This window comes from Streptomyces sp. NPDC088252, assembly GCF_044740965.1.
In the GTDB taxonomy this organism is placed as follows: Bacteria; Actinomycetota; Actinomycetes; order Streptomycetales; family Streptomycetaceae; genus Streptomyces.
Genome location: NZ_JBIURS010000009.1, coordinates 201,952 through 216,386 on the forward strand (window position 1 = coordinate 201,952; position 14,435 = coordinate 216,386).

The following is a 14,435-nucleotide window of genomic DNA, read 5'->3' on the forward strand; positions in this document are numbered from 1 at the left end:
GGCCGCCCGTTCCCCTGTGTGCGGGGGTCCGTCTCATGCCTTCCGGTCGTACGTCGCCAGCCAGGCGTCCTCCGCCGCGTAGTCGAAGAGCTTCTCCCCGTACGCCCGCAGCATGACGGGATAGGCCTCCCTCCAGTCCCTTCCCTCCAGCTGTGCGGAGATCCACTCGACCGTCGCCGGAAGCGACTGCGCATAGCCCGTCACCGGCCGGTACCCGAGCTCCTGCTCCGCGGCCGTCATGTCGTACACGATGGGGTGGGCGGCGCTCCACGGCGTCGAGCCGACTCCGTCCTCACCGGGCGCGCCCGCCATCAGCACGGTCTCGGTCCTCCGGCCGAACACCGCGTCGACGGCCTCACCGATCTCCGTGACCGTCGGCGCCTGCGGGTCCCCGGCGTTGAGCACCCGCGAACCGGGCCGGCCGGCCGCGAGCCGGATCAGCTCGGCCAGATTGGAGACATGGACCGGGTGGAACCTGGACGTCCCGCCGTACGAGAGCACCCGCCGCCCGCGGCCGTCCAGAAGCCGCTTCACGAAGTACAGCTCGCGCGGCGACCTGCAGTGCACCCCGTGAATCGCGCCGGCCCGCAACAGCGTCACCGGCAGCGCGTCCCCCGCCGCCAGCAGATCCTGCTCCAGCCGTATCTTCCGGGTTCCGTAGGTGGCGTCGCCGGCCGCCACGGTGCGCTGGGTCTCCGGGATGGGCACGGGGTATCGCGGAGACCCGTCGGGTTCGCCCTGGGTGTCGAAGCCGCGGCCCCGATCGTCCTCGTACACCGCACCGCTGGAGATGACCACCGCCGAACCGATCCGGTTCGCGAGACCGGTCAACTGACGGGCGTGGCCCCCGCCGTAGGCCACCATGTCGACCAGTACGTCACAGCCCTCACCCAGTGCCGTCGCGAGCGCCCCGTCCGCGTCCCGGTCGAGAGCCGTCGCGCGCACCGCGTCGTCCCACCCCGCGTCCCGCCCGCCGCCCCGCGAAGCGGCCGTCACCTCCCAGCCGTCCTCGACGAGCGCCTGCACGGCGGCCCGCCCGATCTGTCCCGTCGCTCCCAGAACCCATGCGTTTCCCTTGCTCATGAGGAGCACGCTAGGCCGAGGTCGGAGCCCGGACCAGCGGAGTTCACCGAGCGCGGATTCGCCGTCGGCGTCGCAGCTTCGGGAACTTCTTCGGCTTCGCGTCCTGCCCGTCCTGCGCGGCCTTCACCTTGGCTGCGTACTCGTCGACGTACTCCTGTCCGGAGAGGCCGAGGATCGCGTACATGATCTCGTCGGTGACGGCCCGGATCGCCGCCTTCTGGTTCTCCAGACCGGCGTAGCGCGAGAAGTCCAACGGTTCGCCGAAGCGGATGGTGACCCGTCTGATCCGCGGGACGACCTGTCCCGGCGGCTGGATCTCGAACGTACCGACCATCGCGCACGGCACCACCGGCACCTGCGCGGTGATCGCCATCACGGCCACGCCGACCTTGCCCTTGTAGAGCCGTCCGTCGTGCGAGCGGGTGCCCTCCGGATAGATCCCCAGCAACTCGCCCCTGGACAGAACCCCGAGCCCTTCACGGATCGCGGCCTTCCCCGCGTCCTTGCCGGACCGGTCCACCGGAATCTGCCCGATGCTGCGGAAGAAGGCGGCGGTCAGCCGCCCCTTCACCCCCGGTCCGGTGAAGTACTCGGCCTTGGCGAGAAACGTGATGCGCCGTTTCAGGATCGCGGGCATCAGGAAATGGTCGGAGAACGAAAGATGGTTCCCGGCGACGATGGCCGCGCCGTCCTTCGGAATGTGTTCCAGGCCCTCGATCCTGGGCCGGAAGAACAGCCGTAGCAGCGGCCCGAGGATGACGTATTTGAGCACGTAATAGAACACGGGGCGGCTCCTGGGGCCTCTCGTTCGGATCACGCCGGGCCCGGCTTCCTCGGCGAGCGGCGGTTTCTGCGCGGGTTCTACGGGACAGCCCTCAGGGACGGGGACCGGGCCGACTGCTGACGCTTCATCATGACCGAACGCTGTTCCCCTGAACAGGACGAACGCAAGCGCCCTGTCCCGGCGCGAGCCGCGGGCCGCGGAGCGGCGGCACGGGCACCCCTCCGGCACGGAGAACGCCGGGTCGGCACAGGTGGTCGGATCCGTGCCGGATCGCGGTGCGCACTCCGAAGAGGCGGCTCACGCGTGGTTCGCGATGCCTTCCGTGACGGGGGCGAACAAGGTTTCCCGGTTCCCCGGCAGATGCCGCACTGCGGCGCTGAGGTGGAAGCGGGCCACCGTCCACTCGTCGGGCCGGGCCTGAGGCCCGTGCTCTTGGATCGCCTGCAGGCACCGGTCGATGAACTCCGGGTCCTCTTCGTCCCAACCCGGCCGCTCGCACGCTTGTCCTGCCTCTGGTGACTCCTCGAACCGGTCGTTCCATCCGGTGGCCGCGCCCAAGAGGTGGAGCAGATGGCTCTCAGGGGCCGGCAGGACACCGCGCAGGCCCTCGGTGGTGAATTCGCGCTCTGCGTCCCCCGCCAGGTCCGAGCACCCGGTTGCCGCGGCGACCGGAATCGCCCAGTAGTTCTTGTCATGCGCGCCGGTCGTCCGTCGCATGTGTTCGCTCGCGAAGGCTGCCATCGCCTCCGGGACGTCGATCAGCGGTGACAGGACGGTGTCGCTGCTCTAGTCGAAGCCGAAGTAGTAGTGATGCCCATCGCGTACGAGCGATTCGATACCGCCGACATGGGCGATCCGTCCGGGCAGAGGATCGAAGCGCTGGGCGGGTTTCCGTTCCATGTACGCGACCGTAGCGGCTGCCGCTGACATTCCCGGAGCTCGGCTTTCCGCTCCGGGGGTCCGCGGACGAGCGAGTCGGGCATGTGCTTTCCCTGCGGAAAGTACATGACATGATGGCAGTGGTTTCCTGGTCGAGACACCGGCGGAAGAGCACTGGAGCGCATGATGGAACAGAACACCACTGCCGACGGACCACCCGACGCCACGCTCTCGGCCGACTCCGCGACGAGTGCACTGCGGGACATCGGCGCCGCCCAGGCCCGCGCCCGGCTCCAGGCCCGGATCGTGCCTGCCTGGTACGGGCCGGCCGGCGGTGCCGTCCTCGCGATCTACCTCGTGGTCGCACAGAGGCTCATGGAGGCGGACAGGTTTCTCGTTCAGCAATGGGTCGTGTGGCCGCTGGCAGGGCTGGTCGTCCTTGCGCTCAGGCGGGCCTCGAAGCGGAGCAGGGGTGTGATCGAGCCCAGGTCCGCACAGTCCAGGGCGGAGCGCCGGAAGCAGATCCTCACCATCCTGGTCCCCACCGTCGCCGCTGCCGGCCTGGCGTCGGGAGTGTGCTGGGCGGCCGGTGGCGGTGCACACGTCACGGTCGTCGCCATGGCCGTCACGCTGGGGCTCGGCCACTGGATCGGCTTTGTCCGGCACAACGCCGTGTTCAGGCACCGACTCCAGGAACTGGTGTGAAGGCCGACCCACCCCAGCCGCAGGGGCCCGCCCTCGACGAGACGCTCCACACTCCTTCGCGGTTGGCTGTCGCGGCCTTCCTTTCCGCCTGCGCAGAAGCCGAGTTCGCGGTGGTTCGTGACCACTGCCGGGTGTCCGACTCGGTCCTGAGCAAGGCCGCATCGGCCCTGGAGGCCGTCGGATACATCGAGATCCGCAAGGGCTACGTCGGCAAGCGGCCGCGGACCTGGCTCTCCCTCACCCCCGCAGGGCAACTCTCACTGGCCCGACACGTCACAGCGCTGCAGAACATCGTCTCCGCGGCCCAGAACCTCGGCGCGAGCACCAACGTCCGGCCGGCCGGGCCGACGGGTACCACCCGCTGATCAAGATGGCGGCACCGCGATCCCGGTCATTCGGCCGGTGGCGGGCCCGCCGCCCTCACACTGGGGTGCGAAGGTGCCACGCGGGCAGTCGCGGCGGCCGGTCCGGCCCGGCCGCCGCGGTGGAGGAAGCGCCAGACACCGGTGCCCGCGTCGCCGGTCATGGGCGACCACGACGGTGTCACACCCGCGCCTCGCCCTCCTCGCGACCACCGGTTCGCAGCCGGACGGGACCCAGCAGTCCGCTGACCCGCTGCCCCTGGAAGACGAAGTGGGTCGGGCTCGCCGCGTCCAGGTGAGGTGCCAGCGTCCCGAACACGGTGATGTCGAGGGTGTTGGCCCCGGGCACGACCAGACCCGTCAGATCGAATACGTACGGGGAACACACCCGCACCCCGGCCCCGACGTCACCGACGCGCACCTCCGCCGTCCCCCGGACCCGTCCGAGGTCCAGCGACACGGGACCCTCCGCGGCGCCTGCAGGCACGTTCACCGACCGGCGGTACCGCACGCCGCCGCTGTACTCGGCGAGGCCGCGCGTCTCCCAGTCGCCGAGGCGAATCCTCCCGGGGCCGACCTCGCAGCGCACCGGACCGGCCAGGGCGGCGCCTCCCTCGCGACCGGGAAGCGTCCGGACACGCAGGGCCGCGGTCCGAGGGCCGGAGGGCGCGCCGGTCGCGAGGTCCACCGTCATGGTCCGCATGTCCCGGGCGTCGATGGCGGTGACCGCCGCATCGCACTCGGAGCCGTCCACGAAGACCGTCGCCTCGCCGTAGAAGCGGACCGTCAGCCCGACCGCTCCGGGCGGCAGTTCCCACCACAGCCACTCCACTGCTCCCCGGCGCCCCGGTACGGCGAACCGGACCGGCACCACCGTGCCGTCGTCCGCGTCCGGGTCCAGCCACGCGGCGCCCGGCAGCGGATGAGGGCGGCGACGCAGATACAGGGCGGCCGGGTCACCCACCTGCTCGCGACGCACCGCGACCGGCTCGCGTCCCCGCCCGCTCCCGGCCCACCACCTGGCATCGCTGTGCAGCGTCGCGACCCGGTCGCCGTTCCCGTCGTCGAAGACCGCGTCCACCAGGACCGCGCGGTCACCGCCGCCCGACGCATCGACCGTGATGCCGTTGTCACCGATGCGCAGGGCCGCCGTCACGTCATGCCGTCGCACGCGGGGCACCGCGTGTTCGGCGTACGGATCGAACCCGCCCTGTCTGCCCACGACATGTCCATTGACGCGCAGGAGGCAGGGCACCCGCGCGGCGACCTGGACGACGGCCCGGACGGGGAGGGCCGTCAGACGCAGTGTCGTGCCCATCGTTCCGGCTGCGTGAATCCACTCCGGGCGCCGGTAGCGCCCCGGATCGCGTACGAGTGCCACGTGCGCCCGCAGTTCGCAGTCCTGATCGGGTGTCAGTTCCAGTTCGAGCAGGTGGCGGCCCGATTCCACCCGTAGCGGGCCCATCGCGAGGTGGCCCCCGTCGTCCAGGGCGACGGGCGCACCGTCGATCCGGACCCGCTTCGCCGCCGCGGCACCGACCGCGAGATGTCCGTCGAAGTCCTCGTCGAGGAACAACTCCGTGCACAGCAGCGCCGTCCGTCCGGCGGCCGAGGGGCCGATGTGTACGAACTCCTCCGGCACATGTCCCTTGGGCCCCAGCACGGCACGGTGGACAGGGTCCTTGCGCACTCCCAGGGTGTCGGACCATGCGAGGGTCGACGCGCCGTCGGTTCCGGCGTCGTCGCGGAGCAGCAGCGCGTGCGGACCGAAGGTCGCGTGGACCGTGTCCCCGGCCTGCTCGATGGCGCGGTCCGGCATGGCCCAGCCGTCCCGTACGCCGTCCTCCCCGGCCGCTTCCACCCGGTGCCGGAAGGTCCGGCACTCGGTGACGGCCGGGCCGCTGGGCGGGCCGGTGGCGGGTCGGGCGAAGTCGCCCCAGGTGTTGTCGAGGGTCGGGACGAGTGTCATGTCCCACTCGGCCTCCGGAGGGATCCCGGTGGTGGTGACGGCCGCCGCGGCACCGGGCGTGCCGGACACCTCGGTCGGGGCCGCCTCCCCGGCGCGGTCCGGAAACACCAGCAACGCCGCGGGCCCCCGATCGAAGGGCACGTCGACCTCGGCGTATCCGGCGTCGTCGTCGACGGGCCGTACCGGCAACGTCCGGGGCGCGCCGCCGAAGGGGTCGACGAGGAGGGCCGGGCCCACCGCGTCCGGCACCCGCACCCGTACCCGTGCGCGGCGCGCGTAGCGGTCGGGGTCGAAGTCGTACCGGGCATCCAGCCAGCCCAGTGCGGCACCGCGCTCGTCGGGTGCCGTGACGGCCGCCCGGGTGGCCCGTGGGGATCCCGCGGTCAGGAACACGACCGTGGCGCCCTCCGTGCGACGCGCGAGTGCGGGGACCGGGGCCCGGACCACCGGGTGCGGTCCCGTGAGCGCAGCGGCCAGTGAACCCGCCGGATCGTCCGTTCCGGCGACGAAGAGGGCCCTGCCGTCCGCGAAGCACGCGCGCAGCTCGGTCGGCACCGTGTCCGGGCCGGGGCCGACGACGTGTTCGGGGAGGGCGCCGACCGCGATCAACTTCCCACCGGCCCGGACGAATTCGACGAGACGCCGTGCCGTCTCCTGTTCCAGGACCGTGCACGCGGGCAGCACGACCGTGGCGTACGCCTCGTTCGCGACCCTCAGCCGCACGTCGCCGTCACATGTCGCGACCCCGGCGCGTGCCAGGGACGCGTCGTCGATGACGTCGGCGTCGAGGCCGAGTCGGTCCATGAGGCCCGGACGGGTGTGGAACCAGGCCATGTCGCCGACGAGTTCCAGATACGTCGCCTGGGCCCGCCTCGCCGCGTCCGTGACTCCGTCGGGCGCGGTACCGGCCTGGGCCGTGGTGGTCGGCAGCAGGATCGCGGTGTCGCACAGATGGTGGCCGAGGCTCAGGATCGCGCACAGCCGGCTCACGGCATCGGCGAAGGCACGATGGTGGCGCCAGTACGGCTGACGCCAGTCCGTCGCGGGCGGTGCCCACTCCCACCAGCCGCCCTTGGTCGTGTAGTAGACGGCATGCGGGTTGTAGAGGGTCGCTCCGGCGCGGAGCCACGGCAGCAGCCAGTCGAACGTCTCCTCCGGCGTGCCGCCCCAGCCGGTGGAGTGGAAGGCCTCGATCCAGGTGCGGGGGCGGCCGTGGAGATGGGCGAGCGAGGAATGGATGCGGGCGTCCCCGTGGTGGTCGGAGCCGGGGGCCGAGAACCAACGGTGGGTGCGGGCGTAGTCGGCGTACAACTCCACGCCGGCGACGGGGTGTCCGGCACGCGCCGGGTCCTGCTGGTCGCAGCCGATGAGCAGGCCGTGCCGGTCGTGCCAGGCGGCCAGCGGCCGGAAGAACGCCTCCTCGGCCAGTTCGGCGCGGGTCACCTGGTAGTCGCGCCGGACCCGGTGGGCGTCCGCATCCGGGCTGTCGTCGTACAGGGCGTCGAGCCGTGCGGTGATGTCGTAGCCGCGCAGGCGGAGAAAGGCGTCGGCGAAACCGGGGGACCAGGTGGGCAGGGACGGCAGCTCGTCCTGGAACGAGCCGACGACGACGGTACCCAGCCGGTCGCCCAGCCGGCGCTCGAACTCCCCGTGCACCCGGTCCAGCAGCGCCGCACACGCCCGGGTGCCGAGGTAGTCGAAGCCGAGCGGCACATGGTGATGGAGCGTCAGGTGCCACCGGCCCGCGCCCGGCGCCCGTACCACCCCGTCGTCCACCGCGACCGGGACCGCCGGGCCGACGGTCCGGCCGGCGGCGTCGACCGGTTCGGCGCGGCCCGCCAGCGGGCGGCCGTCCGGGGGACACCGCAGCTCTCCGGTCGGCACCGCCGCGGAATCGACGACGGCACACAGCCGGACGAGCCGGCGGCCGGCGTGCGCGGGGTGTTCGTCGACCAGACGCGCCTGGAGGTCCGCGCCGGAGAAGCCGAGCTGGTCGTAGAACCACAGGCTGACGCCGAGTTCGCCGGCGTCGTCGCACACGCCGTCGAGCAGATCCCACCACGCGTCGGACATGAAAGGCGGGTCGTCGGCGTCGGAGCCGAACAGGGGGCCCGACGGCGCCAGATTGAGGAGCACGAGGTTGTGCACGCCGCCCTCCGCGAACCGTTCCAGCTGGGCCCGCAGCCGAGTGGGGTCGAGCCGTTCTCCGCTCCACCACCAGATGGCCGTGGGCGAGAAGGCACGCGGGGGTTCTGCGAGGATCGCGGCGATGCTCGGGGGGAGCGACGGATGCACCGGGTGTGTCATGAGATGTCCTCAGCCCTTGAGACCGCCCGCGAAGCCCTTGATCACATAGCGCTGGAGAAGTACGAACACCACCAGGATCGGCAGCGCCGCCAGTACCAGTCCGGCGAAGACGAGTCCGTAGTCGGAGACGTACTGACCGACGAACGCGAACACACCGACGGGCACGGTCTCCTTGTCGGAGCCGCCCAGGTACAGCAGCGGGGTGAAGAAGTCGTTCCAGACGAACACGGCGTTCAGGATGATCACGGTGCCGGTGATCGGGCGCAGCAGAGGAAAGACGATCCGGGTGAACGCCTGCCGGTGGTTGCAGCCGTCGATGAGTGCGGCCTGTGCGTAGTCCTGCGGCAGGGCCCGGATGAATCCGGTGTAGAGGAAGACGGTGAAGGGCAGTTGAATGCCGGTGTAGAAGAACACCATGCCCTGGTACGTGCCCAGCCAGCCCAGGTCGTCGACGAGTTCGTAGAGCGGGATCATGCCGAGCTGGAAGGGCAGCACAATGCCCAGCAGGAAGAGGATGTACACCCCGTAGCCGAGGCCGCGGGCACGGCGCGCGAGGCAGTAGGCCCCCGCGGAACCCAGGACGACGAGGAGCAGCAGACTCGCGACGGTGATGATCGTGCTGTTGAGCAGGGCGGGCCCCAGGGACGCGGAGGACCAGGCATGGCCGAAGTTGGCGAAAGTGGGCGGGGAGGGGAGCGAGAGGGGGGAGTCCGAGATCTGCCGGGGGTCCTTCATCGCCAGGGTGATCAGGGCGTACACCGGGAACAGGAACACCACGGCGACTGCGATCATGACCAGTTCGAGGACGTATCGCCCGTAGCGCGGTCGGCGCCCCGCGCGCTCGGGTTTCCGTGCCACGGGTCCTCGGGGCGGTGCGGTGCTCACGCGGTGACCTCCCTCGCGCGCAGATGATGGAGCTGGACCAGGGAGACCGCGGCGACGAACAACGCGAGGACGAGGGCGACGGCGGTGCTGTAGCCGAACTTCCCGTACACGAACGCTTCCTTGTACAGCACGGTCGACAGCGTCTCGCTCGCGGTGCCGGGGCCGCCGCCCGTGGCGGCGTAGACCTGGTCGAAGAGCTTGAGACCACCGATGGTGGACAGCATGAGGTTGATCGTCAGGGCCGGGGCCAGCAGCGGCCAGGTGACATGGCGGAAGCGCTGCCAGGAATCGGCGCCGTCGATCCTCGCGGCCTCGTGGAGTTCGGCCGGGACGCCCTGGAGACCGGCGAGGAAGACGACCATCGAATAGCCGGCGTACTGCCACACGACCATCGCCGCGACGGACCACAGGGCGAGCGAGGGATCGCCGAGCCAGTCCTGACGCAGACCGCCGAGTCCGATCGCACCGAGGACGCCGTTGAGGCCCGCGCCGTTGTCGGGGTTGTAGACGTACTTCCACAGGATCGCGACCATGACGGGGCTGACGACGGCGGGCGCGAAGAAGATCAGTCGCAGCAGGGCGCGGCATCTGATGTGGGTGTGGACGCCGAGCGCGAGCAACAGCCCGACGCCGTTCTGGACGACGACCACGGCGATGGTGAGCAGCAGGGTGTTGCTGACGGACTCCAGGGCCCGGCTGTCGTCCAGCAGGGTGCGGAAGTTGTCCAGCCCGGTGAAGGAGAAGCCGCCGATGCCGGACCAGTCGGTGAAGGCGTACATCACCCCGGCAAGGCTGGGGTACAGGACGACGACGCCGTACACGACGAGCGCCGGGACCACGAAGATCCACGACGGGGTGGTGTGATCGCGGTGCCGGACGCGGCGGACCGGGTCGGCGGACGGGCCCGCGACCTTGCCGGCCGTGCCGGGTACTGACCTCTCGGAGGTCCTCGTCACGACTTCTTCCCGTAGGCCTCGTCCATCTGTCCCAGCGCGCCGTCGACATCCGTCCTGCCCGCGAGCAGATTCTGTACGGCGGCGAAATGGGCGGGCTGGACCTCGGCGTTGGGCCAGCTCTGGTCCATGAACGGGACGGCCCGGTTGTCGTCGATGACGGGCAGGAAGCCGTCGAGGGCGGGGTCGATCCTGGTGGACGCGTCGCGCTTGAACGGGATCGCGGCCACGGACTGGGCCCAGCGGTCGACGTTCTTCTGTTCCCCGAGGAATTCGATGAAGGCCTTCGCCCCGGCTGCCTTCTTGGACCGCGCGGAGACACCGAGACCGACGACGATGCCGGCCGGGATCCACAGACGCGCCGCGTCGTCACCGCCGGGGAACGGGAACATGCCGAGATCGTCCGGTGTCCCGGTGGCCTGCCGGAAGTTGGCGAGCACGGCGGAGACCTGGACGGCCATGGCCGCCTTGCCGCTCGCGACCATCGAGGTCTGCTGCTCGTACGTCGTCCCGTTGGGGTTGTCGTTGAAGAAGCCCCGGCGCTGCAACTCCTTGTACTTGCCCATCGCGTCGGCCCACCCGGAGCCGCGGAAATGAGCCTTTCCCGCGGCCATCTCGGCGTCGAAGCCGGGGTTCTTCGCGTAGACCGCGTTGGGCACCAGCGCGTAGGTGATCAGCTGGGTGACCCAGGCAGTCTGTGCGCCGAGCGCGATCGGGATCACGCCCTTGGCCTGCAACTTGGCGCAGACGTCGAGCAGTTCGCCCCACGTCCCGGGCGGCCGGACCCCGGCCTTGGCGAAGGCTTTCTTGTTGTAGATGGCGCCGATGACGCTGCTGCCCGCCGAATACAGATACGTCTTGTCCTGGTACCGGTACGCCGGATGGAAGTTCGCCGGGACCTCCTTGGCCCACGGCTGGCCGCTGAGGTCGGCGAGCAGCCCGGCCCTGGCCAGCTCGACCATGGACATGGCACTGCCGCTGCCCGGATAGAGCACATGCACATCGGGGGCGTTGCCCCCCGCGAGCTGGGTGCGCACCACCGTCTGCACCTGGTCCGTGGGTGCGAAGGAGGTGGAGAACCCCTCGCCGGGACGGGACTTGCGGTACAGCCCGAGGAGATCCTCGATCGGCTTCTGCTGGTCGGCGACGCCGACGATGCGCAGCTTGCCGGAGGCTCCGCTCGAATCGGAGCAGGCCGTCAGCGCGGGGGGAAGAGCGGCGAGTGCCGCGACCCCGCCCCCGATCCGGAGGAATCCCCGGCGCCCGACCGTGCTCCGGCCCGCTTGGCTGTGAGAACCCGTCGTCATGGTGTGTCCTCCTCGTGCGAACAAGCGAACGATGGTTTCGCCGCCGGTCCTGATGCACGTGGGCTCGGGGTGGGCGACGGTCGAAGACATTCCGCGTGCGGCGTCCCGGCGGGGTCGTCGGCCGGCGGACAGGCCGCGGTGAAGCGGTAGACGCCCGAGGACACGCGGTAGAGAACCTGGTCGGGGCGGGTCGCGATCAATGTGACATGGGGGTCGTCGGCGCTCGGGACCGCCCCCGATTCATGGACCGAGCAGGGGTCCGTGGTCGGCACGTGCACATCGGCGACGGCGCCGGGCGGCACCCGGACACGCAGGGCGAGCCGGTCGCCGTTCCTTTCCCAGGACACCTCGACGGTGCCGCGGACCGATGCGTGACGGGCGCTCGCGTGTCGCAGGGAGCCGGGGCGGGGCCGTACCCGCAGATGGCGGTATCCGGTGGAGTCCGGTACCTGGTCCAGGCCTGCGACACCGCGGTAGAGCCATTCGCCGATCGAGCCGAGCGCGTAGTGGTTGAAGGAGTTCATGGACGGAGCACGGAACCCCGCCCCGGGCGTCCATCCGTCCCAGCGTTCCCAGATCGTGGTGGCGCCGTGCCGCAGCGGGAACCGCCACGACGGGACTTCGTCGCGGCGCAGAAGAGCATGGGCGAGATCGGCCCGGCCGTGCGCGTCGAGGACGGGCGCGGCGAGCGCGACCCCGAGGAAGCCGGTCAGCAGGGCGGGGCCGGCCGACTCGATGAGTTCGGCGAGGCGGCGCGCGGCGGGGTCGACCAGCCCCGCGGGCAGCAACTCGAAGCCCAGCGCGAGGAGATAGCCGCTCTGGGTGTCTCCTTCGACGCGCACGACGGGGAGCCCGTCGGCGCCCCGGCCGACGGTGACGAAATGCTCGGTGAACGCGCGGCGGATGTCGTCTGCCAGCCGGTGGTAGTGGTTCCCGGCCTCGTTCCGCCCCAGGACATCGGCCGCCCGCGCCGTGAGGCGGGCACTGTGCGCGAAGTAGGCCGTGGCGACGACGTCGCGCGGGGTGGGGGTGCCGGGGGCGAGCCAGTCGGAGAAGTGCGGACCCACCCGCCTGCGCCAGACCAGTGCCGGGTTGTGACGGTGAATCAGATCGACCCAGGCGCACATGCCGGCCAGCGCCCGTTCGAGGAACCGCGGGTCGTCGTAGGTGCGGTAGAGGTGCCACGGGATGATCACACCCGCGTCGCCCCAGCCGGGCGCTCCCTCGTCGGCGACCCCCACGAGGCGCGGGGCGACGTTGGTGAAGCCGCCGTCGGGCGTACGGGCGTCATCGACATCGCGCAGCCACTTCGTGAAGAACGCGGCGACGTCGGCGTTCAGCGCGGCCGTGGGCAGGAACACCTGCGCGTCGGCCAGCCAGCCGAGCCGCTCGTCACGTTGCGGACAGTCCGTGGGCACGCTGACGAAGTTCGAGCGCTGCCCCCACGCCACGCAGTCGTGGAGTTGTCGGAGCTCGGTGTCCGAGCAGTCGAACTCCCCGGCCCACGGGGTGTCGCTGTGCAGTGCCACGGCGACGACATCGGACTCGGCCAGCTCGGGGACGCCACTGATCTCGGCATAACGGAAGCCGTGATACGTGAAGCGCGGTTCGAACACGATGTCGCGACGTCCGTCCCCGACGAGCACATCGGTCGCGGCGGCAGTGCGCAGATTGGCCGTGTACAGACGGTGCGAGGCGTCCAGCGCCTCGGCGTGCCGGATCACCACCCGGGCCCCGGGGGCCAGTCGGTCGATCCGCAGCCGCACCCGTCCGGCGAGGTTCTGGCCGAAGTCGACGAGATGGGTGTCCGCCGACGTTCGGGTGACCGAGCGCGGGCGCAGCTCGGCCATCGCCCGTACGGGCTCGTCCACGGACGCCACGAGCGATCGGTGATCGGTGTCCGTGATCAGGGCCGGGGGCCATCCGGAGTCGTCGAACCCGGGCAGCTCCCAGCCGTCGGCCGCGTGCCGCAGGTCATGGCGCTCGCCCATCAGCAGATCCGCGTGACGGACGACTCCCGTGCCGGTGCGCCAGCTGTCGTCGGTGACGATCGCGGTACTGCGGCCGTCCGGGCCGGTGAGGTGGAGCTCGGCGAGGAACTGGGGGAACGGGCCGTAGTGTGCTCCGGCCCTGCGCGGTTCGAAGCCCACGAATCCGCTCCACCAGCCGTCGGCGAGGGTCGCGGCGAGCACGTTCTCCCCCTCGCGCAGCAACTCGCCCACGTCGTACGTCTGGTACTGGACGCGTCTGCGGTAATCGGTCCAGCCGGGGGCGAGTTCGGCGTCGCCCACCCGAACGCCGTTGAGCCGGACCTCGTACAGGCCGCGCGCACTGACATGGAGCCGCGCGCGTGTGCCGGGCGAGCCGGTGAAGGTGCGTCGCAGCACGGGGCACGGGGAGAGCCCGTGGTCGTCGAGGGCGAACTCGCCCTCGGTGGGGGCGTCCATGACGTCGACCCGATGCGGGTCGTGAGTGATCCACGATGCCCGCCATGCCCCCGCGTCGGTGAAGGCCGTCTCGAACCAGGACGTTGCCTCGGTGGGCGCGGAGGGCCCGCCCGGCCAGACGGAGACCCGCCAGTGATAACGCGTGCGGCCGCGGAGCGCGGGGCCGGCGTACTGGACGGCGATCGCGCCGGGATCGGACACCCGTCCCGTGTCCCAGAGGAGTTGGCCGCCTTCGTCCAGGTCCTCGGGGTGTTCGGCGACACGGACCCGATAGGCCACGGGGTCGTCCCCGCGGTGCTCGGAGGCCAGCCGCCAGGAGAGCCGGGGCGCGGGTTCGTCGATCCCGAGCGGGGTGGCGCGGTGCTCGCACCGCAGGCCGAACGGCCGCAGCGCCCGGTCTCCGGGAGTGTCGGTCGCTGTGCCCCCGGCGGGGCCGGGGGCGGACACGTCCGCCGCCGAGGAACCGGACACGAGCACGTCCTTCCGTCGCACCGATTTTCCTCATGTGAAATCTAACGTTAATTCTGTGGCGTGGAGACTATGAGGCCCCCTCAGGGGTGTCAAGGGTGTTACCGGCCCCTCACTCGGTCGCCTCGGGGAAGGGGTGATGTATCCCCAACTAACCACTGTGAACGGCATTGTGACCACCCGCGTGTGGTCTTGTGGCGTGCGATTCCCTTGTGATATTCAGCCTGTGATTACCACATGGGTGGACGTGAAATCACGTGCCGATCCCACCTCGTACCGGACGGGA

The 14,435-nt window shown here is 70.9% G+C and carries 10 protein-coding genes; 2 read left to right on the forward strand and 8 right to left on the reverse strand.

The window, feature by feature from the left end; translation table 11 throughout:
• Window positions 1-33: 33 nt before the first annotated feature.
• The 3 genes from ACIOHC_RS20580 to ACIOHC_RS20590 form a co-directional block, all read right to left on the reverse strand.
• Window positions 34-1,083 (reverse strand): NAD-dependent epimerase/dehydratase family protein, encoded by a 1,050-nt coding sequence (locus ACIOHC_RS20580; RefSeq protein WP_401843411.1) that lies wholly within the window; start codon window positions 1,081-1,083, stop codon window positions 34-36.
• Between the two features lie 43 nt (window positions 1,084-1,126).
• Window positions 1,127-1,867 (reverse strand): lysophospholipid acyltransferase family protein, encoded by a 741-nt coding sequence (locus tag ACIOHC_RS20585; protein WP_351085210.1) that lies wholly within the window; start codon window positions 1,865-1,867, stop codon window positions 1,127-1,129.
• Between the two features lie 297 nt (window positions 1,868-2,164).
• Complete coding sequence (locus ACIOHC_RS20590; protein WP_351085208.1) at window positions 2,165-2,608, reverse strand: hypothetical protein; 444 nt, start codon at window positions 2,606-2,608, stop codon at window positions 2,165-2,167.
• Window positions 2,609-2,929: 321 nt separating this feature from the next.
• Here ACIOHC_RS20590 and ACIOHC_RS20595 point away from each other — a divergent pair, with 321 nt between their 5' ends.
• Together ACIOHC_RS20595 and ACIOHC_RS20600 are read left to right on the forward strand one after the other, a co-directional pair.
• Window positions 2,930-3,451 carry a hypothetical protein gene (locus ACIOHC_RS20595; protein ID WP_351085206.1) on the forward strand — a complete coding sequence of 174 codons (522 nt, stop codon included), beginning with the start codon at window positions 2,930-2,932 and terminating at the stop codon, window positions 3,449-3,451.
• Window positions 3,448-3,816 carry a transcriptional regulator gene (locus ACIOHC_RS20600; protein WP_351085204.1) on the forward strand — a complete coding sequence of 123 codons (369 nt, stop codon included), beginning with the start codon at window positions 3,448-3,450 and terminating at the stop codon, window positions 3,814-3,816. The genes ACIOHC_RS20595 and ACIOHC_RS20600 overlap by 4 nt, the downstream gene beginning before the upstream one ends.
• A 178-nt stretch (window positions 3,817-3,994) precedes the next feature.
• On the opposite strand, the gene ACIOHC_RS20605 is transcribed toward ACIOHC_RS20600, so the two are convergent.
• From ACIOHC_RS20605 to ACIOHC_RS20625, 5 genes are read right to left on the reverse strand one after another with little or no spacing between them, the layout of a single operon-like run.
• Complete coding sequence (locus tag ACIOHC_RS20605) at window positions 3,995-8,089, reverse strand: hypothetical protein (protein WP_351085202.1); 4,095 nt, start codon at window positions 8,087-8,089, stop codon at window positions 3,995-3,997.
• 9 nt (window positions 8,090-8,098) lie between these two features.
• On the reverse strand, window positions 8,099-8,974 hold the full coding sequence (locus ACIOHC_RS20610) for a carbohydrate ABC transporter permease (protein WP_351085200.1): 876 nt from the start codon (window positions 8,972-8,974) through the stop codon (window positions 8,099-8,101).
• On the reverse strand, window positions 8,971-9,930 hold the full coding sequence (locus tag ACIOHC_RS20615; protein WP_351085198.1) for a sugar ABC transporter permease: 960 nt from the start codon (window positions 9,928-9,930) through the stop codon (window positions 8,971-8,973). Before ACIOHC_RS20615 ends, ACIOHC_RS20610 begins: the two co-directional genes overlap by 4 nt.
• Entirely contained in the window at window positions 9,927-11,234 is a 1,308-nt protein-coding gene (locus ACIOHC_RS20620) for an extracellular solute-binding protein (RefSeq protein WP_351085196.1), read from the reverse strand. The genes ACIOHC_RS20615 and ACIOHC_RS20620 overlap by 4 nt, the downstream gene beginning before the upstream one ends.
• Window positions 11,231-14,173, reverse strand: coding sequence for a family 78 glycoside hydrolase catalytic domain (locus ACIOHC_RS20625; RefSeq protein WP_351085194.1), 2,943 nt, complete (start codon window positions 14,171-14,173; stop codon window positions 11,231-11,233). Before ACIOHC_RS20625 ends, ACIOHC_RS20620 begins: the two co-directional genes overlap by 4 nt.
• Window positions 14,174-14,435: the final 262 nt, after the last annotated feature.